At 55.7% G+C, this 22,563-nt stretch carries 25 protein-coding genes and 1 other RNA gene; 18 read left to right on the top strand and 8 right to left on the bottom strand.

Annotated elements, in window-relative coordinates; all coding sequences use genetic code 11:
- Positions 1 to 194 precede the first annotated feature (194 nt).
- Entirely contained in the window at positions 195 to 758 is a 564-nt protein-coding gene (locus tag AC2FLG_RS01010) for a hypothetical protein (protein WP_271947005.1), read from the top strand.
- 34 nt (positions 759 to 792) lie between these two features.
- Here AC2FLG_RS01010 and AC2FLG_RS01005 read toward each other — a convergent pair whose 3' ends face one another.
- From AC2FLG_RS01005 to AC2FLG_RS00975, 7 genes are all read right to left on the bottom strand, one after another.
- Positions 793 to 1,251: an SspB family protein gene (locus AC2FLG_RS01005; protein WP_496704655.1), complete on the bottom strand. Its 459-nt coding sequence runs from the start codon at positions 1,249 to 1,251 to the stop codon at positions 793 to 795.
- Positions 1,252 to 1,327: 76 nt separating this feature from the next.
- The gene (gene chrA, locus AC2FLG_RS01000; protein ID WP_496704653.1) at positions 1,328 to 2,584 is read right to left on the bottom strand and encodes a chromate efflux transporter; all 1,257 of its coding nucleotides are present in this window, start codon (positions 2,582 to 2,584) and stop codon (positions 1,328 to 1,330) included.
- Positions 2,581 to 3,384: a chromate resistance protein ChrB domain-containing protein gene (locus AC2FLG_RS00995; protein ID WP_496700252.1), complete on the bottom strand. Its 804-nt coding sequence runs from the start codon at positions 3,382 to 3,384 to the stop codon at positions 2,581 to 2,583. Before AC2FLG_RS00995 ends, chrA begins: the two co-directional genes overlap by 4 nt.
- Before the next feature lie 129 nt (positions 3,385 to 3,513).
- The gene (locus tag AC2FLG_RS00990; protein WP_142633933.1) at positions 3,514 to 3,945 is read right to left on the bottom strand and encodes an ester cyclase; all 432 of its coding nucleotides are present in this window, start codon (positions 3,943 to 3,945) and stop codon (positions 3,514 to 3,516) included.
- A 100-nt stretch (positions 3,946 to 4,045) separates the two neighbouring features.
- Positions 4,046 to 4,391: a transfer-messenger RNA gene (ssrA, locus tag AC2FLG_RS00985) on the bottom strand.
- Positions 4,392 to 4,428: 37 nt separating this feature from the next.
- Positions 4,429 to 4,791: a DUF4345 family protein gene (locus AC2FLG_RS00980; protein ID WP_496688002.1), complete on the bottom strand. Its 363-nt coding sequence runs from the start codon at positions 4,789 to 4,791 to the stop codon at positions 4,429 to 4,431.
- 7 nt (positions 4,792 to 4,798) lie between these two features.
- Positions 4,799 to 5,533: a FadR/GntR family transcriptional regulator gene (locus AC2FLG_RS00975; protein WP_142633929.1), complete on the bottom strand. Its 735-nt coding sequence runs from the start codon at positions 5,531 to 5,533 to the stop codon at positions 4,799 to 4,801.
- A gap of 87 nt (positions 5,534 to 5,620) precedes the next feature.
- Here AC2FLG_RS00975 and AC2FLG_RS00970 point away from each other — a divergent pair, with 87 nt between their 5' ends.
- The 17 genes from AC2FLG_RS00970 (at position 5,621) to AC2FLG_RS00890 (ending at position 21,411) form a co-directional block, all read left to right on the top strand.
- Positions 5,621 to 6,412, top strand: coding sequence for a DUF2182 domain-containing protein (locus tag AC2FLG_RS00970; protein ID WP_496704652.1), 792 nt, complete (start codon positions 5,621 to 5,623; stop codon positions 6,410 to 6,412).
- 4 nt (positions 6,413 to 6,416) lie between these two features.
- On the top strand, positions 6,417 to 7,121 hold the full coding sequence (locus AC2FLG_RS00965; RefSeq protein ID WP_142633927.1) for a DUF1326 domain-containing protein: 705 nt from the start codon (positions 6,417 to 6,419) through the stop codon (positions 7,119 to 7,121).
- A gap of 140 nt (positions 7,122 to 7,261) precedes the next feature.
- Positions 7,262 to 8,365, top strand: coding sequence for a dimethylsulfoniopropionate demethylase (locus AC2FLG_RS00960; protein ID WP_281994646.1), 1,104 nt, complete (start codon positions 7,262 to 7,264; stop codon positions 8,363 to 8,365).
- A gap of 85 nt (positions 8,366 to 8,450) precedes the next feature.
- Entirely contained in the window at positions 8,451 to 9,446 is a 996-nt protein-coding gene (gene acuI / locus AC2FLG_RS00955) for an acryloyl-CoA reductase (RefSeq protein ID WP_496704651.1), read from the top strand.
- Between the two features lie 186 nt (positions 9,447 to 9,632).
- Positions 9,633 to 10,196 (top strand): ribosome recycling factor, encoded by a 564-nt coding sequence (gene frr / locus AC2FLG_RS00950; protein ID WP_142633921.1) that lies wholly within the window; start codon positions 9,633 to 9,635, stop codon positions 10,194 to 10,196.
- Positions 10,197 to 10,226: 30 nt separating this feature from the next.
- Positions 10,227 to 10,937 (top strand): undecaprenyl pyrophosphate synthase, encoded by a 711-nt coding sequence (gene uppS / locus AC2FLG_RS00945; RefSeq protein ID WP_496704649.1) that lies wholly within the window; start codon positions 10,227 to 10,229, stop codon positions 10,935 to 10,937.
- Positions 10,934 to 11,716: a phosphatidate cytidylyltransferase gene (locus AC2FLG_RS00940; protein WP_496704648.1), complete on the top strand. Its 783-nt coding sequence runs from the start codon at positions 10,934 to 10,936 to the stop codon at positions 11,714 to 11,716. The genes uppS and AC2FLG_RS00940 overlap by 4 nt, the downstream gene beginning before the upstream one ends.
- Positions 11,716 to 12,891, top strand: a complete 1,176-nt coding sequence (gene dxr / locus AC2FLG_RS00935; protein WP_496704647.1) for a 1-deoxy-D-xylulose-5-phosphate reductoisomerase — start codon at positions 11,716 to 11,718, stop codon at positions 12,889 to 12,891. The genes AC2FLG_RS00940 and dxr overlap by 1 nt, the downstream gene beginning before the upstream one ends.
- 1 nt (position 12,892) lies before the next feature.
- Positions 12,893 to 14,245, top strand: coding sequence for an RIP metalloprotease RseP (gene rseP, locus AC2FLG_RS00930; protein WP_496693192.1), 1,353 nt, complete (start codon positions 12,893 to 12,895; stop codon positions 14,243 to 14,245).
- 92 nt (positions 14,246 to 14,337) lie between these two features.
- Positions 14,338 to 14,466: a hypothetical protein gene (locus AC2FLG_RS00925; protein WP_271947040.1), complete on the top strand. Its 129-nt coding sequence runs from the start codon at positions 14,338 to 14,340 to the stop codon at positions 14,464 to 14,466.
- A 128-nt stretch (positions 14,467 to 14,594) separates the two neighbouring features.
- Positions 14,595 to 16,955, top strand: a complete 2,361-nt coding sequence (bamA, locus tag AC2FLG_RS00920) for an outer membrane protein assembly factor BamA (RefSeq protein ID WP_281972129.1) — start codon at positions 14,595 to 14,597, stop codon at positions 16,953 to 16,955.
- Between the two features lie 6 nt (positions 16,956 to 16,961).
- Entirely contained in the window at positions 16,962 to 17,546 is a 585-nt protein-coding gene (locus AC2FLG_RS00915; RefSeq protein ID WP_496704645.1) for an OmpH family outer membrane protein, read from the top strand.
- Between the two features lie 72 nt (positions 17,547 to 17,618).
- Positions 17,619 to 18,092, top strand: a complete 474-nt coding sequence (gene fabZ, locus AC2FLG_RS00910) for a 3-hydroxyacyl-ACP dehydratase FabZ (RefSeq protein WP_496691266.1) — start codon at positions 17,619 to 17,621, stop codon at positions 18,090 to 18,092.
- Positions 18,089 to 18,874, top strand: a complete 786-nt coding sequence (gene lpxA / locus AC2FLG_RS00905; protein WP_271947043.1) for an acyl-ACP--UDP-N-acetylglucosamine O-acyltransferase — start codon at positions 18,089 to 18,091, stop codon at positions 18,872 to 18,874. Before fabZ ends, lpxA begins: the two co-directional genes overlap by 4 nt.
- Before the next feature lie 4 nt (positions 18,875 to 18,878).
- Positions 18,879 to 19,673 carry an LpxI family protein gene (locus AC2FLG_RS00900; RefSeq protein WP_142633903.1) on the top strand — a complete coding sequence of 265 codons (795 nt, stop codon included), beginning with the start codon at positions 18,879 to 18,881 and terminating at the stop codon, positions 19,671 to 19,673.
- Positions 19,673 to 20,830, top strand: a complete 1,158-nt coding sequence (gene lpxB, locus AC2FLG_RS00895) for a lipid-A-disaccharide synthase (RefSeq protein WP_281994639.1) — start codon at positions 19,673 to 19,675, stop codon at positions 20,828 to 20,830. Before AC2FLG_RS00900 ends, lpxB begins: the two co-directional genes overlap by 1 nt.
- On the top strand, positions 20,830 to 21,411 hold the full coding sequence (locus tag AC2FLG_RS00890) for a hypothetical protein (protein ID WP_271947048.1): 582 nt from the start codon (positions 20,830 to 20,832) through the stop codon (positions 21,409 to 21,411). Before lpxB ends, AC2FLG_RS00890 begins: the two co-directional genes overlap by 1 nt.
- On the opposite strand, the gene mnmA is transcribed toward AC2FLG_RS00890, so the two are convergent.
- Positions 21,408 to 22,553 (bottom strand): tRNA 2-thiouridine(34) synthase MnmA, encoded by a 1,146-nt coding sequence (gene mnmA, locus AC2FLG_RS00885; RefSeq protein ID WP_496704642.1) that lies wholly within the window; start codon positions 22,551 to 22,553, stop codon positions 21,408 to 21,410. The genes AC2FLG_RS00890 and mnmA overlap by 4 nt on opposite strands.
- Positions 22,554 to 22,563 lie beyond the last annotated feature (10 nt).

Raw genomic sequence — 22,563 nt, 5'->3', positions numbered from 1 at the left:
CATGTATACCATTGCATGCCAATTACAGTCAGCAGCGTCGCGGTGCAATCGGCCAGTTGCGCGCACCATAAACTTATGCCTGACAAAGGTATAGGCGCAGAGCTGCGTCATTTTTCTCGTCGCAATCGCCATCACCGCCATTGTACGCGCCGGTGGGTGAGCTACTATAGAGTCAGAGCACGCCGGAGGCCGCAATGCGTCTGAATCACCCGACCACTTGCCTGAAATTCATTATCTATTCCTTTGCCACCGTTTTGTGGGCCTCCTTGGTGGTAAATCCGCTTCATGCGGCAGATATTGAGCCCTTTGTTGGCAGCTACGTTGGGTCTGCCAATGTTGTCGATGCAAACGGGACCGAAACACCTCGTGATATGAGTGTGTCAATCCAGGAATTGAAGAACGGGTTCAATGTTAGTTGGAAGACGACAACTTACAAACTGAATGGCCGCGTCAAGGAACAGGCATTCTCGATTGATTTTCAGACCTCGGACAGATCGGACATCTTTTCCGCGGCCATGAAGCGCAATGTATTCGGCCATGAAGTTCCGCTTGATCCGATGCAGGGGGAACCGTTCGTCTGGGGCCGGATTGAGGGTCAAACTCTGACCGTGTTTTCGTTGTTCATTGCAGAAAATGGCGGCTATGAGCTGCAGCAATATGACAGAACGCTGGCAGAAGGCGGTCTGAACCTGTCATTTTCCCGTTTCCGCAACGGTACCAAATCACGTTCCGTAGAGACGTTCCTGACGAAAGAGTAAGCCCCGCAAACCGCGAGGCTTTCCAGCGCATATACTATTTTCTGAAGCTGTCCAGCGACACGACATCAGCGTCATGCTGTTGCGGTTCTTCTTCGACCTCGATTATCTCATCGTCCATCGGATCAAAGTCATCCTCTTCATTCGGGCTTTCAAAACGCAGGCCAAATTCCACAGAGGGGTCGACGAATGTTTTGATCGAGGCATAGGGGATGTACAAAGGTTCCGGCGCGTCGCCAAAGTTGAGCGTGATGGCAAATCCGCTATCGCCGACCTCAAGATTTTCGAACCAATGCTGCATCACGACAGTCATCTCTTCCGGATAACGATCATGCAGCCAGTCGGCAATTTCCACGCCGTCACACCTGGTATCAAACGTAATGAAAAAGTGGTGCGCACCCGGCAGGCCATTTTCTGAAACGCTGGTCAGAACCGTCTTGATCAGCCCGCGCATGGCGGTGTGCATCAGGTTCCCATAGTCGATGTCTTGCGACATGTGTCATCCTCAAAAGTGGCTTCCCTCAGCATAAGGGATTCCTTTGGAAACGAAAGGCCGGTTAGACGCTGACTGTTCAGAGAAAAAACAGGCCGGTGCCAGCAGCTAGCATAACCATTAGCGTAAGCGCCATGCCGAATTTAAGTTTAAAAATCAACGCTCCGGCGAAGACAGTCAGCACAGCGGCTTTCACATCCAATGAGGTCAATTCAGGCCAGGGCAGGCTGATTGGTCCAAAGGTTCTATTTGGCAGTTCTGAAAACAGCACATTCAGGGCAAACCACACGGATAGGTTGAGAATCACCCCAACTACAGCAGAGGTAATACCTTGCAGGGCCGCCGATAACCGGGGCCGCGCAGCGATGTGGTCAAGATAGGGGGCTGTGAGGAATATCCACAGAAAGCAGGGAACGAATGTTGCCCAAAGTGCAACGATACCTGCGGCGATGGCCAGCATCGATCCGCCCGAGATCTGACCGGTCAGCATAGCGACAAATTGTGTTACCAAAATCAAAGGCCCCGGTGTCGTTTCCGCCAGACCAAGCGCGTCGATCATCTGATCTGTGGATATCCAGTTATACTGATCCACAACGGTCTGCGTCATGTAAGCTAGAACAGCGTAGGCCCCGCCAAATGTCACAACTGCGAGGCGGGCAAAGAACCAGCCAAGATCGCTGAGAAGTTTCTGACCAGAAAGACTTAACAGCCACAACGGGCCAAGCCACAGAACCAACCAGATCGACGCGTTCCGCAGCACTTCGCTTAGGCGCGGGGTGGGGGTGTCGACCGGTCGGGCGGCGACGCCGTTGAAGCTCAGATACCCCCAAAGGGCTGCCGCCGCGATGATCGCGGGGAAGGGGAGGTCGAACAGAAAGATTGCCAGAAACGCGAGGCCCGAGATCGCACGATGTGAGACGTCCGACAGCGCTTTGCGGGACAGGTTTCGCAGGGCCTGTAGCACGATGATGATCACCGTAGCTTTCACGCCCAGAAACGCGGCCTGCACCAGAGGAAGCGCGCCATAGGCCGCGTATAGTGTCACCAATGCTGAGATAATGATCGCACCGGGCAGAACAAACAGGCTGCCTGCGATCATACCGCCCGAGACGCCGCGCAGACGCCAGCCGGAATAGGTTGCAAGCTGCATCGCCTCGGGGCCGGGCAGTAACATGCACAGCGACAGCGCCCGAAGATAGGTTTCCTCATCCAGCCAGGGGCGCTTTTCGACGAGTTCCTGATGCATCAATGAAATCTGAGCTGCGGGTCCGCCGAAGGACAGCAATCCAATGCGGCCGAACACTCGGATGAGTTCAGGATATGTTGGTGTGCTCATTTCTCGACTGCCGGCCAATCATGTTTCTCGTCAAACCCGTCGCGGGCCCAGAGATACAAGGCATCGTACAGATGCATCCCGGCCTCGATGGCCTGATGGTCGTCTTTATATAGGCGCGATAGCCCCACTGAAACCGCAAGAAGCCCGGCTGCTTCGGGCGCCAGATCATGCCTGTTCGTATCCGCGGCCCGGACAACTGTCGCAAGCCTGTTCATTGCGGGCGTGGCGAGTTGGAAATCTTTTACCAAAGCATCAAATGTGCAGTTATCCCCTCGATGGCTCCAGCAGACGCCCTCAACATCGAACGGGGTGGCGTTAAAGACTTCGGATACCTTTGCCACTTCGGATGGGGCAACAAACAGAAAACGTGCGTTGGGGTCGATGAACCGGCGGATCAACCAGGGGCAAGCGATGCGGTCAATCTTAGGCCGATGGCGCGTTACCCAGAGTGAAGGAGACGCTGGTATATCTGCAAATGGGATGCGCGGTGCATCGGGCGTCTCGCGCCAAGCATACATGCCGCCTTCCAGATACTCAGCGGCCACGCCTTCACTCCTCAGCCAGGAAACAACGGCCTGACTCAGCTTTTTGCCCTTTTGGCAAATGATGATGCACGGAACGTTTTCTATGATCCCCTTTAGCCCATCCAGATCCTTCGCCGGATGACGAAACGAGCCAGGTATCAGATAGGGATCCTGTTCAAAATCGGTGTCAGTGCAGATGTCCACTAGAACAGGCGCCCGGGACGTTCCGATCAGACGTAACAGTTGTTTCGGTGTGATAGCATTAGGCGCAGGCATGGCATGTCTCCTGTGATCGACGGATACATGCGAAACTTGGGCTGTCGCCTCACGGGGCGTTCGCAATCTTACCCCATAGGCTTTGCTACCGCGACAGGCCGGTCGGGGTCAAGATTGCGAGCTCATTTCCTAGGCCCAGTCCAGCCGTTGACCAGTCATGCATACGGGCAGGGTGTCCTTGGGAAACTGACCAAGCTGTTCAAATAAGGAAATGAAGTCAAACTGGTTATACGCCTCGACAATACGACCTTCTTTAATGCGGCCAATCATACTGCCAGAGGCCTGCAGTGGTGCGCCGTTATCGGCGCGTGTTGTGCTGACCTGCAATATCGCCGATACCCAATCGCCATTTTCGATGATTTTGGGCAGCTCAACATGGATATCGCCCAGAATGTGGCGAAACGCCATGACCAGATCCCGAAAATCATCGGCCCCCACCTGCATTTCCGGAATCAGTCCTTCGGCTGTCGTTTCCGGCGCGAAATACCGATCAATCGCATCGGTATTTCCGTTTTCCCAAACCTCTGAATACCATTCTCTGAGTATATCTGCGTGTGACATCCCAGCTCTCCTTTTCCTCACGGGCCGAGCATGACGCGAATGAGTGAACAAACTCTGAACGTGAACACAGACAGGGTTAAACAGCAGACATTTAAGGGAAAATGCAGGTTTCTGTTGCCAGGTACCTGCGAACCCCGCCTTACGCTGCTAGGCGCAAGGGCTTAAGTTTCGGTCTTGCTACTGCTTACGCAGCAACTGCAACCGGAGCACGATTGTCATTTGCAATTGTACTGTTTGGGCCGGTACGGTGGCACCCCGCCGAGACAAAGCTAACCCCTTTAGACGTTCGTCGATCCTATTTCGGCCCCGCGATCCTCAAATGAAGGATGTTGGTGGAGCCGCCGGGTACCGCCCCCGGGTCCGATCCGCTTATTACGAGCGCGTTTATGTCCATAGTCCCGAAGGACATCCCTTATATAGGTGAGCCACAAGGGGAAAGCAAACCCCATACTTCAACGAAAAGACGGATTATATAATAACGTCTTAGCTTGTTCGGTTAATGTTTGCCAGGATCAGCCACAGCGCCAATATCAGCTCGATTCCCCCAAATGTCATCGCTTTGATCAAAGGGGGGTGATCCAGAATGACGGAAACAAACCGGCCCAAGGCTGCGCCGGCATAAACAACGCCCAACATCGCATAGGCCATGGGAGTGTTCAGCCAAATGACCGCAATTCCGGTGACAACAAAAAGCCCACCGACCGAAGCGCGCAATTCGCTTAACCCCATGGTGCTGTTCGTAGGCGCCAGGTCCAGCGAGGCCGCGGTCCAAGCGGGTGCTAGAAACCCAAAGAGGCCGAAACCGATTGTCAGAACCGCCGCGGCAATATTCAAAATCGACGTCATTGTACCCTCATTCGGTTGGTTTGCGCCGCTGTTTGGCGACGTCCAGGGCAAGCTTACGGGTATAAGCTTCGAGATCCACCAGTGCTGAATCTACCGCAGCAGCGTCCCGCCGATCCAAAGCATCGGCAATCTGGTTGTGCAATACGATGATCTCTTCTCGGGACCGCGCCGTAAACGTGATCATGTTCATCAAAGGCTGCATCGCCTCGACGGCGCCGGCCAGTTGATAGGACAACACCGGATTGCCGGCCCCATCGACCAATGCCCGGTGAAAGGTCACATCCGAGGCGCAAAAGGCTTCGTCTGTCAGCCCGGGTTGAGCCTGCCGAAATATCTCGGCACGCATCGTCGCCAGATGATCCGCCGTCCTGCGTTCGGCTGACAAAGTTGCGCAGGCGCGTTCCAGCGAATACCGAGCCTCGCAAGCCGTTTCAAAACTGACCGCGTTCATGGACAGCAGCAACGTGGATGTGGTGATCTGTTGGGAATACGCATCCTGATAGCTCAGCCGATTGACAAATGCGCCGCCCGTCGCGCCACGTTGGGTGCGGATCAGGGACTGTGCCGCAAGGCGTTTAAGGGCCTCACGCACGGTTGGTCGGGACACCTGAAACTGGTCGGACAGTTCCGCCTCAGAAGGCAGGCGTTCATCTACAATCAACCGACCCGATATGATCGCATCTCGGATTGATTGGGCGATCTGAACCGAAAGATCAGCAGGTTTCTTGGGGTCGATTTTCATTTTGAGCAGGGCCGCAGGCAAATTTTCATTTGTCTGACATTTAAAAGTCTGACATTTGAATTGCAAGGACTGAGTCGGGAGGAACAAGTGAGTCGCGCAGTTCTACGTAATGGGTTTTGGCTGGGATTCTACGCTCTGATCCTGTGGGCGTGGTGGATGATGTTCGTGATGAACCGCGCCATGGATCTGGATTGGATCGGCCGTCCCGGAGCAATGGGGCAGGCGATGCGCGCCATGGACCCCAGGATGGACATGTATATGCCCATGGCAGAGTTCGGCCCGCTGTTTTGGATGTGGGCCATCATGATGGCCGCAATGATGTTGCCGACCATTATTCCAACTCTGCGCAGCTACGACGATCTAATCCGCAGTGCAAATGGCACACGCTCCGGCTGGATTGGTGTCTTGATTGGCTACTTCGTGGTCTGGGTCGGGTTTGCCGCGCTCATTACCGGGGTGCAACTGGTTCTGCTGTTTGGCGGCGTTGTCGACATGCTGGGCATTGCGAAATCCGGGCTTGTTGCGGGCGGGTTGATGATCGCCGTCGGCGCCTTTCAATTCACCCGCGTCAAAGAGCTGTGCCATGGGGTCTGCCATGCGCCAATGACCTATTTCCTTGGCCACTGGAAAACCGGGTTTTCAGGCGGTTTTCGCATGGGGCTGGGCCTTGGCGCGTTCTGCGTCGGATGCTGCTGGGGCTTTATGGCGCTCGGCTTTGTGGGTGGCGTCATGAGCCTGCTGTGGATGGGTCTGGCGACCTTTTTCATGGTTCTCGAAAAACTACCCCAGATCGGTCACGTGATTACACGACCGCTGGGATTTGCTCTTATCGCGGGCGGCGGTGCCTTGCTCGTGTACCCCTTTATCTATGGAGGATAAGCTATTGGCTAAGAATAAAAAACCAGAGGCAGATCGCCTGCCGATCAGCCAACGTATCGACAGCCGTATGCCCAACCCCAAGCGGCGTGAGATGAGCCCGACGAATTGGGCGATCAAGGGAGAGCTGATCCTTAACTGCTCGTGCGATCTGTTCTGCCCCTGTGTCGTATCGCTGGGCGCGCATCCTCCGACCGAGGGTCATTGTCATGCCTGGATGGGAATTGTCATCGATGAAGGCCATTTCGAGGGCGAGGACCTGTCGGGCCTCAATGTTGGCCTTCTGGTCGATATTCCGGGTCGCATGGGTGAGGGGCAGTGGAAAGTTGCCGCCTATGTCGACGAACGAGCCAGCGGCAAGGCCTATAACGGACTGCTCCAAATTTTCAGCGGACAGGCCGGGGGCACGACTGGCTTGTTTACCATGCTGGTCAGCGAAATTATCGGGGCCGAACGTGCCCCGGTTCAGATCGAACGCGACGGGACCAAGCGCCGCATCATGATTGGTCGGAAAATCCAGGGCGAAATCGAGATGTTGGCGGGCAAAGACCCCGAGCATCCGGTGATGGTCTCAAACTCGAAATACTGGATGGGACCGGACATTATCGTGGCGCGCGGCACCAAATCCAAGGTCCGCGATTACGGTCGGGTCTGGGATTTCGGTGGAAAATCCGCCGAAATCTGCCCAATCGACTGGCAGGGGCCGAAATAATACGAAATCACAAAGGATTACGTGCAATACGTGATCCAAATTTTCAATCGCCAGACACGCCATCGCGGCCTGCTGCACCAGATGCTGACGGGACCGCAGGCTTCGAATTGTGATCTGGCATTATGCCCGAGGAGGCTTGAGTGGCCAATATTTCCTTCTCTCGCCGGTTGCGGCGCACACCTTTTTCCGAAGGGGTCGAAGCCGCAGGCGTTAAGGCATTCACGGTTTATAACCGGATGCTATTGCCAACTGTATTCGACAGCGTCGAGGCTGATTACCGGCACTTGAAAAAGCATGTGCAGGTCTGGGATGTCTCGTGTGAGCGACAGGTTGAACTCAGAGGTCCCGACGCGGCACGCCTTATGCAAATGCTGACGCCACGCGATTTGAGAGGCATGTTGCCCGGCCAATGCTATTACGTCCCTATCGTTGATGAGACCGGTGGCATGTTGAATGATCCGGTTGCGGTGAAACTGTCCGAGGACCGTTGGTGGATCTCAATCGCGGATAGCGATTTGTTGTTATGGGTCAAAGGAATCGCGAACGGCTATCGGCTGGATGTTCTAGTGGATGAGCCGGACGTCTCACCCCTGGCCATACAAGGTCCGATGGCGGATGAGCTGATGTCCCGCGTATTCGGCGAGCGCGTCAAAGATATCCGGTTCTTCAAATTCGACATGTTCGAATTTGCGGGCCGCGATCTGGCCATCGCCAGGTCAGGGTATTCAAAGCAGGGCGGGTTCGAGATTTATGTCGAGGGCAGCGATATCGGAATGACGCTGTGGAATGCGCTGTTTTCGGCGGGCGAGGATTTGAACGTACGCGCAGGTTGTCCCAACCTGATCGAACGCATTGAGGCTGGGTTGCTGTCCTACGGAAACGATATGACCGACGACAACACCCCACATGAATGTGGCCTGGGCAAGTTCTGTAACACACACACGGCGATTGGCTGCATTGGCCGGGACGCATTGTTGCGGGTCGCGAAAGAAGGGCCGATCCAGCAAATCCGTCCGATTGAAATCGCTGGGCCGGCCGTTGGTGCCTGCGTTGCTCCATGGTCGGTATACGCTCAGGGGAAACGGGTCGGTCAAATCACTTCTGCCGCTTGGTCTCCGGATTTCAACACCAATGTTTCCATTGGGATGCTCAAGCTCAGCCATTGGGACGAAGGCACGAAGATAGAGGTCGAAACGCCCGACGGTATGCGTGAGGCGACTGTAAGGGAAAAATTCTGGATCTGATCGAAAACGCCGCATCGGGTCGAGAAACAGGATATTACACGGGGTCGGGGCTGTACTCTGACGTCCAAAACAGGAGGACATTTTGATGTTCAACGCACTGGTGATGGAAAAAGACGAGGAAAGCGGGCTGGCCAGCCCCTCGGTTCAACAGCTTTCGGAAGGGGATCTGCCGCAGGGTGAGGTTACCGTGGCGGTTCAGTATTCAACGGTAAATTATAAGGATGGTCTTTGCCTGTCGCCCAAAGGCGGGGGGCTGGTACGCAGCTATCCGCATGTTCCTGGCATCGACTATGCGGGGACGGTCGAGTCGTCTTCGGATGAGCGATATAAACCGGGTGACAAAGTGGTCCTGACCGGTTGGCGTGTCGGTGAGGCGCATTGGGGTGGGTACTCACAAAAAGCCAATGCCCGTGCCGATTGGTTGGTTCCGCTGCCCGATGGGTTGGAGGCCCGCCAGGCGATGGCCGTCGGAACCGCTGGTTTCACCGCGATGCTGGCGGTTATGGCACTTGAGGATCATGGGCTGAAACCGGGGCAGGGTCCGGTTTTGGTTACAGGGGCAGCAGGTGGTGTTGGTTCGGTCGCGACGGCGATTCTTGCCAATTTGGGATACGAAGTGGCAGCCGTCACCGGACGACCGGAAACCAGCGATTACCTGAAGTCTTTGGGCGCCACGACCATTGTGCCACGCGAAGAGTTGAACGAGACAACTAAGCGCCCCCTGGAAAGCGAGGCATGGTCTGGCTGTGTGGACGCGGTCGGTGGCGCAATGCTGGCACGCGTTCTGGGGCAGATGAAATACGGCGCTTCGGTCTCGGCCGTGGGGTTGGCTGGCGGCGCGGGCCTTCCGGCAACTGTTATCCCGTTCCTTTTACGCGGTGTGAACCTGTTGGGGATCGACAGCGTGATGCAGCCTTATGAAAATCGGCTGCGGGCCTGGCAGCGGATAGCAACCGACCTTCCGATGGACAAGCTTGAGGCGATGATCCACCCCGCAAAGCTGAGCGATCTGCCCCAATTAGGGGCGGATATCCTGCAAGGTCAGGTTAAAGGTCGTGTTGTCGTAGACGTAAACACCTGATCCGGAATGAATATGTCTGACCGACCGCTTTGATTTGCGGTCGGTTAATTTTGTGGCTGCAGGTTCGGGAAAATCCGGCAAACACCTCTGGTCAATGGCGTAAATACGGATCATCATTGCTATACATCCCAAATTGAATGGCTTATGAGCCATGCAAACAGTACCTGAAGACGGGGAGTGAGCAGAATGTCTGACGATTTCGAACTGGACACAGACGACCTGAAGCGCCGCATGGACGGCGCAATGTCAAACCTCAGAACCGAATTTGCATCGCTGCGCACCGGGCGCGCCTCGGCCTCGATGCTCGAGCCGGTGATGGTCGATGCCTATGGTTCGATGACGCCGATCAACCAGGTGGGAACGGTCAATGTGCCCGAGCCGCGTATGGTAACGGTCAATGTCTGGGATAAAGGGCTGGTTGGCAAAGTGGAAAAAGCGATCCGTGAAAGTGGGCTGGGCATCAACCCTCAGCTCAACGGAACGATCATCATGCTACCGATCCCGGAACTGAACGAAGAACGCCGTCGCGAGTTGGGCAAAGTCGCCGGGCAATATGCCGAACACGCACGGGTCTCGATCCGGAATGTGCGCCGCGACGGGATGGATCAGATCAAGAAGGCCAAGGCCGACGGTATGTCCGAAGATGACCAGAAGTTTTGGGAAAGCGAAGTGCAGGATCTAACCGATCAGATGATCAAGGTAGTAGATGCCGCGCTTGAGACCAAGCAGGCAGAAATCATGCAGGTCTGAGACCGGGTGATGCCCTCTTCCTCGCATACCATGCCCGAAAGAGGGCCCCAGCATGTCGCGATCATCATGGATGGTAATGGTCGCTGGGCGCAGGCCCGCGGGCGACCTCGTCTGTTTGGCCACCACGCCGGGGCAAGACGTGTGCGCGATGTGGTCGCGGCCTGCCCGAGGCTTGGTATTAAATATCTGACTGTTTTTGCGTTTTCGACCGAGAACTGGAAACGCACTCAGGTCGAAGTTGCCGGTCTGATGAGCTTGTTTCGGCGCTATATTATCAAGGAAACCCGGACGCTCCGAGACTCGGGTGTTCGGGTGCGTTTCATCGGTGACAGGGTCAGGTTGGATGCCAAACTGATCGAATTGATGGATACGCTTGAGGCCGAGACCGAGGGAAATGATTTGGTTCACCTTACCATTGCGTTGAACTATGGCGGTCGGGATGAAGTCGCGCGGGCTACCAAACGTCTGGCCCAGGATGTCGCTGACGGGCGCTTACATCCTGATGATGTAGACGAAGAAACGCTGCCGAAATATCTGGACACACATGTTCTTCCCGATCCTGATCTGGTGATCCGAACCAGCGGCGAGGCGCGTATTTCCAATTTTCTGTTATGGCAATCCGCCTATTCGGAATACGAATTCATCGACACGCTCTGGCCAGACTTCACTGCGGCAGAGCTTGAGCGCCTGTGCCGGAGCTATGGCAGCCGCGACCGACGGTTCGGAGCTGTACCGGCATGAGTGACGGGCGCTGGTCCGACCTGACTGCCCGCGTATTGTCGGCGGGAGTCCTTGTTGCCGTTGGCGCTGTCGAGGTCTGGCTGGGCGGTCTGTGGTTCGAAGCCTTCATTTCCATTGCTTGCGGGCTGATGACCTGGGAACTGGTCCGTATGATCGACCCGGGCAGGAAAGCTGTTGCGATCCAGCTTGCCATATTGACCGGTTTTGCGGTGGTGCTGAGTTACCATCTTCCGGCACTCTACAAACTTCCCTTCTTGCTTGCTCCGGCACTGGTCGGGGCAGGGCAGGTCAGCCGGTACCGGGGTATCTATACTCTCTTCGCGCTGTGGATCGCGGCCGCGGGGCTGGGCTTTATCTCAATCCGGACGAATATGGGATTTGTCTGGATGGTCTGGCTGATATCGGTCGTCGTCGCCACGGATGTCGCCGGATATTTTGTCGGAAAGGCATTGGGTGGACCAAAATTCTGGCCACGATTCAGCCCGAAAAAGACGTGGTCGGGAACAGCAGGAGGCTGGGTAGCGGCTGCCATTGTTGGCTTAGCCTTTGCGGCTTACGGCGGCTTCGGAACTTGGTTCATCGTGATCTCGGTTCTGGCGTCAATGGCCAGCCAGGCCGGCGATATTGTCGAAAGCGCGGCCAAACGAAAATTCGGCGTCAAGGACAGTTCGAACCTGATTCCCGGCCATGGCGGCTTCCTTGATCGATTCGATGGGATGATGGGGGCCGCTCTGTTCGTTCTGCTTGTGGGGTTGATTTATTCCCCCGGAGCCATGTGATGCGCAAAATCTCTGTTTTTGGCGCGACGGGTTCTATCGGGCAAAACACGATAGATCTGATTGACCGAAATCCATCAGCGTATGATGTTGTCGCCCTGACCGGTGGAGCCAATATCGAACAACTTGCGCGTGACGCCAAACGTTTGAAGGCGGATATCGCGATTACAGCCCACCCAGACCGGCTTGAGGACCTGCGAGCGGCCTTGGCCGGTTCTGATGTCGAGGTCGCCGCCGGCGCGAATGCTCTGGCCGAAGCTGCGGCGCGACCGGCTGACTGGGTCATGTCTGCCATCGTTGGGGCTGCGGGGTTGCAACCAGGGCTGACGGCGCTTGAACAGGGCGCGACGCTGGCTTTGGCGAATAAAGAAACGCTTGTCTGCGCGGGTTCTTTGGTTCTGGATACTGCCCGAAAGCACAATGCCCGATTGCTACCGGTGGACAGCGAACATTCTGCCGTTTTTCAGGCTCTGGTCGGTGAAGATATGGCATCGGTCGAGCGTATCATCATCACTGCCAGCGGCGGCGCCTTCCGGGATTGGCCACTGAGCAAATTGGCCTCAGCCACGGTTGAGCAGGCCTCGAGCCACCCGAACTGGAATATGGGGCAGCGGATCACGATTGATAGCGCTTCGATGTTTAACAAGGCGCTCGAGGTGATCGAAACACGCGAATTCTTCGGAATATCCCCGGATATGATCGAAGTGATTGTGCATCCGGAATCCATCGTTCATGCGATGGTCGGGTTTAACGATGGCGCGGTTATGGCCCATATGGGCGCGCCAGATATGCGCCACGCGATCGGATATGCCCTGAATTGGCCAAAACGTCAGACCCTTCCGGTCGAAAGGCTGAACCTTGCAAAGCTGGGACAGTTGCGATTTCAGGAACCAGACGAAAACCGATATCCGGCTTTGCGGTTAGCGCGCGACGTCATGGAGCGGGGCGGGCTGTCCGGAGCGGTTTTCAACGGAGCCAAAGAATGTGCACTCGACCATTTCATTGCAGGTCGCATTGGTTTCCTTGATATGGCAGACATCGTGGCCGCCGTCTTGGATCGTTTCGATGCACAAGACAACCATATTGACGCCCCAATGACCCTTGATAACGTGCTGCAAACCGACCATCTGGCACGTATATGGGTCGATAACGCCGTTGCGCAACGAGCAGGAAAATAAATTGGACGTACTCTCACTGATCCCACAATTCGGCAATTTGATTTACACCATATTCGCCTTTGTGATCGCGTTATCCGCCATCGTAGCCGTACATGAATACGGGCATTACATCGTTGGCCGTTGGTCCGGCATCTACGCCGAAGTGTTCTCAATCGGTTTCGGTCCCGTACTCTGGAGCCGTATCGACAAAAGAGGAACGCGCTGGCAGATCGCAGCGCTTCCATTCGGCGGGTATGTCAAGTTTTTGGGTGACGCCAATGCAGCATCCGGCAAAGACGAAGCGGCTATGTCTGAAATTTCTGAGCAAAGCCCGGAGGAGCTGCGCCGCACAATGCATGGCGCGCCACTTTGGGCCAGGACGGCAACTGTTGCGGCAGGGCCAATCTTTAATTTCGCAATGTCGATACTGGTCTTTGCCCTAATTTTCTTTACGCAAGGCGCAACCAGAGACCCTCTGACCGTTGGGTCTCTGCATCCTCTGCCGGGGACAGTGCAAGAGCTGCGTGAAGGTGATGAAATCCACGCGATTGCAGGTATTGACCTGCCAGATTTCGAGCAAGAAGGATCGTGGAGCGAGTTCGTAGACTCTTTGCCCGTTGACCCCGTACTTGATTACACAGTTCTTCGTGACGGTGACACATTGGACGTTTCCGCACCTTGGCTGTTCCCCCCCCTGATTCAACAGGTTGTTCCGCGCAGCGCAGCAATGGATATCAGCTTGGCACAGGGGGATGTCATAACAGCGGTTAATGGCGACCCGGTTTATGCCTTTGAACAGCTCAAGGACCATGTGGAAAGCTCTGATGGGCGGCCACTGCTGTTGAATGTCTGGCGTGACGGAGCGGAACTGGAGTTTGCCCTGGCTCCACGCCGCACGGATGAGCCGCAGTCTGATGGTGGTTTTGTAACGCATTGGAGGATCGGGATCGTCGGCGGCATGATGCTAGAACCTGCAACCGAAAGGGCGGGCATCCTGACATCTCTTGGCGGCGGTGTGCGACAAACATTGCGAATTATTGACGGGTCTCTTTCAGGTATCTGGCACATGGTGACCGGAGCGATCAGCACCTGCAACATGTCCGGCCCGATCGGAATCGCCGAAACCTCGGGTGCGATGGCCAGCCAGGGAGCGCAGAACTTCATCTTCTTTATCGCCGTTCTGTCAACTGCTGTCGGTTTGCTGAACCTGTTTCCGATTCCGGCTTTGGATGGAGGACACTTGGTATTTTACGCATATGAGGCCATCTCGGGGAAACCACCCAGCGACAAAGCGCTGCGGATTTTGATGGGCATCGGAGTGTCAATCATTCTGGCTCTGATGCTGTTTTCCGTCTCAAATGACCTATTCTGTTGATTTGGGCGGAGCTTGCACAATCTAGTCGCAATTCCGCCCCAATTCCCTCATAGGATGTGTTCGTTTCATAATTTTGTCTGTCAGAGGCGATCATGGCGAATGCTATCAAAAAATCATATCGCAGCTTTAGCTTCCTGCTTGCGCTGAACTGGGACTCGATCTTGTTTTTCGGCGCGACTGCGTTGGCTATGGGTGGATGCGCTTATCTGATCACCATGTGATTCTGTTCCTTTCTTTTTATTTGCTGAACAGCGGCCCAATGGGCCGCTTTCTGTTTTTCGGCTTTTGACAAGGCCAGACAATCCCGTTACTCAGCTTTAAAGTCTTAAAATTCTGGGTAGAGAAAAATATGACCGACAGGCGAGGCGCAGGCACATCCTGCGGGGGGCAAAAGCCGGTAAACAAGATTTTGTGGCAGGCCCTAACATTCTTTTTCTTATTTGCCACAGTTAGTTTGCTGTCACTGCCGCAGGCTGCTCAGGCGCAAAGCTACACCATCAACTCGTTCGAAGTTGAGGGGAACAGGCGCATCGAGACATCGACAATCATCGCACGTTCGGGAATCGAACCTGGGCAGACGGTGACAGCAGGACAACTCAACGATGCCTTCCAACGGCTGCTTGACAGTGGTGTTTTTGAAACAGTCGATTTGACCCCTCGTGGCAGCACTTTGGTCATCAAAGTTCAGGAATATCCTACGATCAACCAGATCAGCATCGAGGGTAACAAGAGGCTTAAGGATGAGCTGTTGCTCAATGCCGTTTCGTCTCAGCCCCGCCGGGTCTTTACACCTCAGGTCGCTGAAGCTGACGCAGACATGATTGCCGAAATCTATTTGGCTCAAGGACGTGTTGCAGCAACCGTCATCCCCAGAATCATCCGCCGCAGCGACAATCGGGTAGACCTCGTTTTTGAAATCTCCGAAGGTACGACGATCGAGGTTGAGCGCGTAAGCTTTGTTGGCAACCGGGCCTATTCCGACCGGCGTCTGCGCCGTGTGCTTGAAACCAAGCAAGCCAATTTCCTGCGTACATTCCTGCGGGGCGATACTTTTATCGCTGACCGGATCGAGTTCGACAAACAAGTCATCCGTGATTTCTACTTATCGCGTGGCTATGTCGATTTCCGCGTCAACAGCGCCAATGTTGAATTCACACGTGAGCGCGACGCGTTTTTCCTGGTGATGAATGTAACCGAAGGTCAGAAATTCTCATTCGGCAAGATCACCACCGTAAGCGAAATACCCGGTGTGGATGCGGCCGAATATCAGGCCGCACTCAAGGTCAAGCCGGGTGTCACCTATTCTCCTTCACTGGTCGAAAACTCTATCGCCAGGCAAGAGCGTTTGGGCATTCGGCAAGGGGTGGACTTTCTGCGGGTTGAGCCGCGCGTCACGCGCAATGCACGTGATTTGACGCTGGATGTTGAATTCGTTCTGACCAAAGGACCGCGTATCTTTGTCGAGCGTATCGACATCGAGGGCAACACCACAACGCTTGACCGCGTGATCCGTCGTCAATTCGACACCGTCGAGGGTGACCCGTTCAACCCGCGAGAAATTCGGCAGGCGGCTGAACGTATCCGGGCATTGGGCTATTTCGCTGTCGCTGACGTTGAACCGCGCGAGGGTTCGACGCCCAGCCAAGTGATCGTGGATGTCGACGTCGAAGAACAGCCAACAGGCTCGCTCAGCCTCGGTGGTAGCTACTCGATCTCTGACGGTTTCGGCATTGCGATCGGCCTAAGTGAGTCAAACTTTCTAGGCCGTGGACAGACCGTCGGGGTTACGATTTCGACCGCACAGGATTCAGAAGAGTACTCCCTGAATTTCACCGAACCCTATCTTTTGGGCCGCAAGCTTCGCTTTGATCTTGGTCTGGGTTTGGCGTCGACCGACTCCAGTTTTGCCAGCTATAACACCGAGCGTGTGTTCTTTAACCCTCAGTTGAGCTATGCGATCGGAGAGCTGTCTTCGTTGCGCGTACGCTATGCCTGGGAAAACAGCGAGATGAAGCAGCAGGACAACGAGGCAAACGGCGCGGTCATCGCCTCTGAGATTGATCAGGGTGAACGCACGACCAGTTCTCTGGGTGTGTCCTATGTATATGACAGCCGCCTTGGTGGGCTTAACCCCAATGCCGGTGTTCTGTTTGAGGTTGGCCTGGATGCCGCTGGACTGGGTGGAGACAACAAGTTCTACAAAACCAGCGCACGCGGGATTGCCCAAACACGCGTTCTGAGTGAAGAAGTCGTTCTTCGTGCATCGCTTGAAATGGGTGCAATGCACTGGACTGGCAACGATTTCAGCCGGACGTTGGATCGCTTTGTGTTGGGCCCCAATAAATTCCGCGGGTTCGAGCCAGCGGGTTTGGGGCCACGGGATCTGTCAAATGGTCAGGATGACGCTATCGGCGGGAATTACTATTGGGTCGCGCGTCTGGAATCGGACTTTCCTCTGGGCTTGCCCGAAGAATTGGGCCTGCGTGGAGGCGTGTTCTATGATTTCGGTAACCTGTACAATATCGACGATGTAAACACTTCGGGTGCCAACATTGTCGGTGCGGATGGGTCTATCCGTCATGTTCTGGGTGTTGCAGTCCTATGGGAAACACCGTTTGGCCCGCTGCGCTTTAACTTTTCGCAAGCGCTCAAGAAAGAGGACTTTGACAAGGAACAGAATTTCGACCTGACCATTCAGGCGAGGTTCTGATCTCGGATGCGAGGTAGTCTTCAAACCTATATGCAGGGCCCCATTCGGGCCCTGTGTCTTTTTCTGACCTTAACCCTGGCAGGACCGGTTACCGGACAGCAGCTTGGCGTAACACAAGCCAGCGTCCTGACAATCTCCAGCGAACGGCTGTTTTCTGACTCGGCGTTTGGACGTCGCATTCTCAGTGAGATCGAAGCAGAAGGGGCTCTGTTGGCTGCTGAGAACGAGCGGATCGTTGCAGAGCTCAGCGCGGAGGAGAAGGACCTCACCGAAAAGCGCGCCTCTCTGTCTGCTAAAGAATTTCGTCCCCTCGCAGAGGCGTTCGACAGAAAGGTTCAGAACCACCGAGAAGGGCAGCGCGCCAAGCTTGATGCCCTTGCGCGTCGCAGTGAAGATGCACAACAGATGTTTTTTGAACTCGCCCGCCCAGTTTTGATCGATCTTTTGCGCGAATCTGGCGCCTCGGTCATTATTCAACGCTCCAGCGTGTTTCTCAGTTCGGATCTGTCCGATGTGACAGATGCCGCCATCACCCGAATTGATACAGCCATTGGTGATGGAACAACACTTGACGAAGGTACAGGCGAATAGGTTTGCTTGCCCTCGGGTCGCGGTGTTGCTAACCACATTGAAAAGAGAAATCCAGAACAGGATATCAGAACTATGAGCACGGACACCAAAAGCGCCGACATTCAGCTGATTCAACGGATATTGCCGCACCGCTATCCGTTTCTGCTGGTCGACAAGGTGGTCGAGATTTCAGGCTATCAGTCAGCGGTCGGCATCAAGAACGTCACTATGAACGAGCCGCATTTCCAGGGCCATTTTCCTGGTACGCCGATCATGCCTGGTGTGACCATTGTTGAAGCAATGGCGCAGACCGCAGGTGTTATGCTTGGCGTTGGGATGGATGTCATCGACAGCGACTTGTTGATCTATTTCATGAATATCGACAAGTGCAAGTTCCGCCGCAAAGTCGTGCCCGGTGACGTGCTCGAGATGCATGTTGAAACTGTGCGCGGCAAGAAGGGTGGCAAGATTTTCAAGTTCTCTGGCAGGGCCACGGTTGATGGAGAGGTCGCAGCCGAAGCTGAGTTCTCAGCCTATGTTGATTGGGACATGGAAAAGACAACATGAGTGGCATTCACCCTAGCGCAATCATCGAAGACGGTGCTCAGATCGGAGAGGGCTGTGTCATCGGCCCTTTTTGTTTTGTTGGTTCAAGGGTGCGGTTGAAAGACCGGGTAGAACTGAAGTCGCATGTTGTTGTTACCGGTGACACCGAGGTGGATGAAGACACCATAATCTTCAATTTTTCGGTCATCGGTGAAATCCCGCAAGACCTTAAGTTCGGCGGTGAAGATACGCGGTTGGAAATTGGCAAACGAAACCGTATCCGTGAACATGTAACAGTGAATTCTGGAACAGACGGCGGTGGCGGTGTAACCCGGATTGGCGATGACTGTTTGCTGATGGCTGGTGTTCACGTGGCTCACGACGTTCAGATTGGGAATCGCGTGATCATGGTGAACCATTCTGGTGCGGCGGGACATTGCATTATCGAAGACGATGTTATCGTCGGTGGGATTTCGGGTTTGCATCAATGGGTTCGTGTGGGCCGAGGGGCGATTATCGGCGCGCTGACGATGGTGCCCAACGACGTGATTCCCTATGGGCTTGTTCAAGCGCCTCGCGGCGAGCTGGACGGCCTGAATCTTGTTGGCCTCAAACGGCGTGGTGTCGCACGAGCTGATATTTCAGCTTTACGCGCAGCGTTTCGCGAATTGTCCGATGGTGACGGAACTTTTATGGACCGCGCCAAGCGCTTGGGTGAAGATGCCGAAAGCGAATATGTCCGCGAAATCGTCAATTTCGTAACCGGCGATTCGGATCGGTCCTTTCTGACACCGAGGAAGTAACATCATGTTGGCACTGATCGCGGGAACAGGTGTGTTGCCGGACGAAGTGGTTTCCTGTCTGGCTGAACGGCCCTTGATCTGCGCGATGGAAGGCTTTGCCCCGGATACTCTGTCTGCTGACATCGTTTTCCCGCTGGAACAGCTTGGATCATTCATCGCGGATCTCAAAACCCGTGGCGTAACTGAAATCTGTATGGCCGGAGCGGTTAAACGTCCCGCCGTTGACCCGTCGCGCATTGATGCCGCGACGATGCCGTTGGTGCCTATTCTGGTGCAGGCGATTCAATCCGGCGATGACGGCGCATTACGGGCTGTCATTGGGATATTCGAAAACTCAGGCCTGAATGTCCGTGCCGCGCATGAGATTGCGCCTGAACTGCTGCCTCCGCTTGGTTGTTTGACAGAAGCACAGCCCTCAGACGCGGATCGCGCAGATGCGGATCGGGCATCCAGTATCCTGCGTGCCATGGGGGCAGCTGATATCGGCCAGGCCTGTGCAGTTTCCAAAGGGCAGGCTTTGGCGATCGAAGGAATTTTTGGCACCGCATGGATGCTCGAGTCTCTGACTCAACGGCCCGATGCGGGGGGTGGGGTGCTTTTCAAGGGTCCAAAGCCTGATCAGGACTTTCGCGCGGATCTGCCAGCTATTGGACCTGAAACCATTTCCAGCGCCGTCGCAGCTGGTTTGTCCGGGATCGTGATCGAAAAGGGCGGGGTGCTTGTATTGCAGCGACAACGTGTAATTGCTGAGTGCGATCGCCTGGGTTTGTTCCTTTATGTGCGTGAGCGAACCAACTGATGCGGGTGTTTCTGGTCGCCGGCGAACCTTCGGGCGATCGATTGGGCGGCGCGTTGATGGAAGGGCTACGTGCCCTTGTCCCAGATGTTACATTCGACGGGGTCGGCGGACCATTGATGCAGGCCCAGGGTCTGAACAGCCGCTTTCCGATGTCCGAATTGTCAGTGATGGGCTTGATCGAGGTATTGCCAAAATTCTTTCACCTCAAGCGCCGGATATCTGAGACAGCGCAGGCCGTTCTGGACACCAAACCTGACGTATTGATCACCATCGACAGTCCGGACTTCTCGTTGCGCGTTGCCAAGTTGGTCAAAGCAGCAAGCGATACTCGAACCGTCCACTATGTGGCCCCCAGCGTTTGGGCCTGGCGACCGGGGCGTGCGGATAAGATGGCCAAGGTCATCGACCATGTGCTGGCGTTGCTTCCGTTTGAGCCGCCCTATATGGAACGCGCCGGGATGGAATGTGATTTTGTTGGCCATCCGGTTGCAAGCGAACCCATCGCGTCTGATCGCGATATCCAAGAGTTTCGCGCCGCCTATGATCTTGGGGATGCTCCGCTGGTTCTTGCCTTGCCGGGGTCGCGCAAGGGTGAGGTTGACCGTCTGGCCCCTGTATTCGGTCAGGCCTTGGGGCAGTTCCTAGCCGACCGGCCGGGTACGCGGGTTATTGTTCCGGCGGTTGCGCATATGGTCGAGGCCGTAACCGAACATCTGCAGACATGGCCAGGCAATCCCGTCGTGATCGACCCGCGCAATGTTCCGACCGAAGAGGCGGTTCAGCAGAAACGCGCAGCCTTTGCCGCAGCGGACCTTGCTCTGGCGGCATCGGGTACCGTGTCGCTTGAACTTGCAGCCCAGGCAACACCCATGGTGATTGCCTACCGCCTCAGCTGGCTGACCCAGAAACTGGCAGTACGTATGGTCAATCTGGACACGGTTACATTGGTCAATCTTGTCTCGGAAACGCGTTCCATCCCGGAATGCCTGCTGGATGACTGCCTGCCGGACAAGATTGCCGTAGCGCTACGAGAGGTCGCCCTGAAACCTGACGCGCAGCGCAGCGCGATGGATCTGACAATGGAGCGCCTGGGCCGTGGCGGCGACGCCCCTGGTTTCAGAGCTGCAAAGGCCGTGTTGGCCAGAATGCCGTCCTGATGGCCGAGTTCATCCTCTTTGGTTTTTCGGCCTTTCTGGCATTGATACTGACCAATCTGGATAATCTTGCCGCCTTGGTGGCGCTGATCTTGGTGTCAGGGGATAAACGGGCCGTCTTTGGCTTTCTGTTCGCACAGGGCTTGGTGATTTCGGCGTCCTTGCTGTTCGCCATGGGGATCGAGGGCGTAATACCGGGCTGGGCTGGGTATCTGGGGATGATCCCGCTGACACTGGGCTGTCTGGCCGCCATCCGCCAATGGCGCGGGCAGGGCGTCGACACTCCTGCGCATCTCGAAGCCGGAGCATCAATTTTGGTGACAACCTTACTGTTTACCAGCCTGTCGATGGACACTTTGGCCGTTCTGGCGCCGTTATTGGCGGATTCAACGCCAGGCTTTCGGATCGCCGGAGCCTTCGGCGCAGGGCTTGCCGTGGTAGGATTGGCCACGCTGGCGCTGCTGGGCGCCAAATCTCCGCTCATCAGTGGTCGCATCGCGCGCAAGCTTGAGATGCTTGTTCCTTACGTGATGATCTGCGCTGGCCTTTATATTCTCAGCAACTCGTGGACTGACGCAGTTTAATATCCGCGCCAAATCCAGCCGCCGCCAAAGATGCGGCTGCCTTCGGACGCATAGAAAACACAGGCCTGACCGGGCGACACACCTTCTTCTGGGGTCAGCAACTCGACCTCTGCCGTGGTGTCCGAAAGCGGGCGGATGATGGCCTCACGCGGGGGGCGGGTCGAGCGAACCTTGACCAGGACGTGCCATTCATCGCGTGACGTAAACGGCTCATCACCCAGCCAGTTGATCTCACGCACCGGAATGGTGCGGGTGGCCAACATCTCTTTGGGGCCAACCACAACCTGTTTCTTGTCGACATCCAGCTTCACCACGTAAAGCGGATCGCTGAGGCCTCCGATACCAAGCCCGCGGCGCTGACCAATGGTATAGTGGATCACCCCGTTATGCTGGGCCAGCACACGACCATCCGCATGAACGATCTCACCCGGTTCCGCCGCGCCGGGGCGCAGCTTTTCGATTACGCTGGCATAGTTGCCGTTGGGCACGAAACAGATGTCTTGACTGTCGGGCTTGTCGGCAACAGCCAGCCCATATTGCGCAGCCATTTCGCGCGTTGCGTCCTTGGAGGGCAGGTGGCCCAGCGGAAAGCGCAGGAAATCCAGCTGTTCCGGTGTCGTCGAGAACAGGAAATAGGATTGATCGCGGTTGGCATCCTCGGCGCTGTGCAATTCCGGCCCGTTGGGGCCTGTCTTGCGCTGAATATAGTGGCCGGTGGCCATGCAATCAGCCTCAAGATCCTTGGCGGTTTCCAGCAGGTCCTTGAATTTCACCCGTTCGTTACAGCGAATGCAGGGAACCGGCGTCGCACCGGCCAGATAGCTGTCGGCGAATTCGTCGATCACGGCGTCCTTGAAGATGTTCTCATAATCCAGAACGTAATGCGGAAACCCGCGTTCCTCGGCCACGCGGCGCGCATCATGAATGTCGATACCGGCACAGCAGGCCCCCTTTTTGGCCAACGCAGCACCGTGGTCATACAGCTGCAGGGTGACGCCGATGACGTCATACCCCTGTTCCGCCAAATGCGCGGCAACGACCGAGCTGTCCACACCTCCGGACATGGCAACAACCACCCGCGTTTCACACGGGGGCTTGGCAAATCCAAGTGAGTTCAGCGGTGTCTCGGTGTCGAGGGCCATGACGGTTCCA

Source organism: Ruegeria sp. CDSA193, assembly GCF_059611885.1.
Note: the sequence above shows the minus strand (reverse complement) of the source record. Positions and strands in the feature narration are given on the sequence as shown.

Excerpts from the sequence above, each read along its gene's own strand:
- AC2FLG_RS00925 (WP_271947040.1), top strand. The coding sequence starts at position 14,338 with ATGGCGAATGCTATCAAAAAATCATATCGCAGCTTTAGCTTCCTGCTT.
- AC2FLG_RS01010 (WP_271947005.1), top strand. The coding sequence starts at position 195 with ATGCGTCTGAATCACCCGACCACTTGCCTGAAATTCATTATCTATTCC.
- AC2FLG_RS00990 (WP_142633933.1), bottom strand. The coding sequence starts at position 3,945 with ATGTCACACGCAGATATACTCAGAGAATGGTATTCAGAGGTTTGGGAA.
- AC2FLG_RS00915 (WP_496704645.1), top strand. The coding sequence starts at position 16,962 with ATGCGAGGTAGTCTTCAAACCTATATGCAGGGCCCCATTCGGGCCCTG.
- AC2FLG_RS00995 (WP_496700252.1), bottom strand. The coding sequence starts at position 3,384 with ATGCCTGCGCCTAATGCTATCACACCGAAACAACTGTTACGTCTGATC.
- lpxB (WP_281994639.1), top strand. The coding sequence starts at position 19,673 with ATGCGGGTGTTTCTGGTCGCCGGCGAACCTTCGGGCGATCGATTGGGC.
- acuI (WP_496704651.1), top strand. The coding sequence starts at position 8,451 with ATGTTCAACGCACTGGTGATGGAAAAAGACGAGGAAAGCGGGCTGGCC.
- AC2FLG_RS00975 (WP_142633929.1), bottom strand. The coding sequence starts at position 5,533 with ATGAAAATCGACCCCAAGAAACCTGCTGATCTTTCGGTTCAGATCGCC.
- frr (WP_142633921.1), top strand. The coding sequence starts at position 9,633 with ATGTCTGACGATTTCGAACTGGACACAGACGACCTGAAGCGCCGCATG.
- AC2FLG_RS01005 (WP_496704655.1), bottom strand. The coding sequence starts at position 1,251 with ATGTCGCAAGACATCGACTATGGGAACCTGATGCACACCGCCATGCGC.
- AC2FLG_RS00890 (WP_271947048.1), top strand. The coding sequence starts at position 20,830 with ATGGCCGAGTTCATCCTCTTTGGTTTTTCGGCCTTTCTGGCATTGATA.
- chrA (WP_496704653.1), bottom strand. The coding sequence starts at position 2,584 with ATGAGCACACCAACATATCCTGAACTCATCCGAGTGTTCGGCCGCATT.
- lpxA (WP_271947043.1), top strand. The coding sequence starts at position 18,089 with ATGAGTGGCATTCACCCTAGCGCAATCATCGAAGACGGTGCTCAGATC.
- AC2FLG_RS00980 (WP_496688002.1), bottom strand. The coding sequence starts at position 4,791 with ATGACGTCGATTTTGAATATTGCCGCGGCGGTTCTGACAATCGGTTTC.
- mnmA (WP_496704642.1), bottom strand. The coding sequence starts at position 22,553 with ATGGCCCTCGACACCGAGACACCGCTGAACTCACTTGGATTTGCCAAG.
- AC2FLG_RS00900 (WP_142633903.1), top strand. The coding sequence starts at position 18,879 with ATGTTGGCACTGATCGCGGGAACAGGTGTGTTGCCGGACGAAGTGGTT.
- fabZ (WP_496691266.1), top strand. The coding sequence starts at position 17,619 with ATGAGCACGGACACCAAAAGCGCCGACATTCAGCTGATTCAACGGATA.
- uppS (WP_496704649.1), top strand. The coding sequence starts at position 10,227 with ATGCCCGAAAGAGGGCCCCAGCATGTCGCGATCATCATGGATGGTAAT.
- dxr (WP_496704647.1), top strand. The coding sequence starts at position 11,716 with ATGCGCAAAATCTCTGTTTTTGGCGCGACGGGTTCTATCGGGCAAAAC.
- AC2FLG_RS00940 (WP_496704648.1), top strand. The coding sequence starts at position 10,934 with ATGAGTGACGGGCGCTGGTCCGACCTGACTGCCCGCGTATTGTCGGCG.
- bamA (WP_281972129.1), top strand. The coding sequence starts at position 14,595 with ATGACCGACAGGCGAGGCGCAGGCACATCCTGCGGGGGGCAAAAGCCG.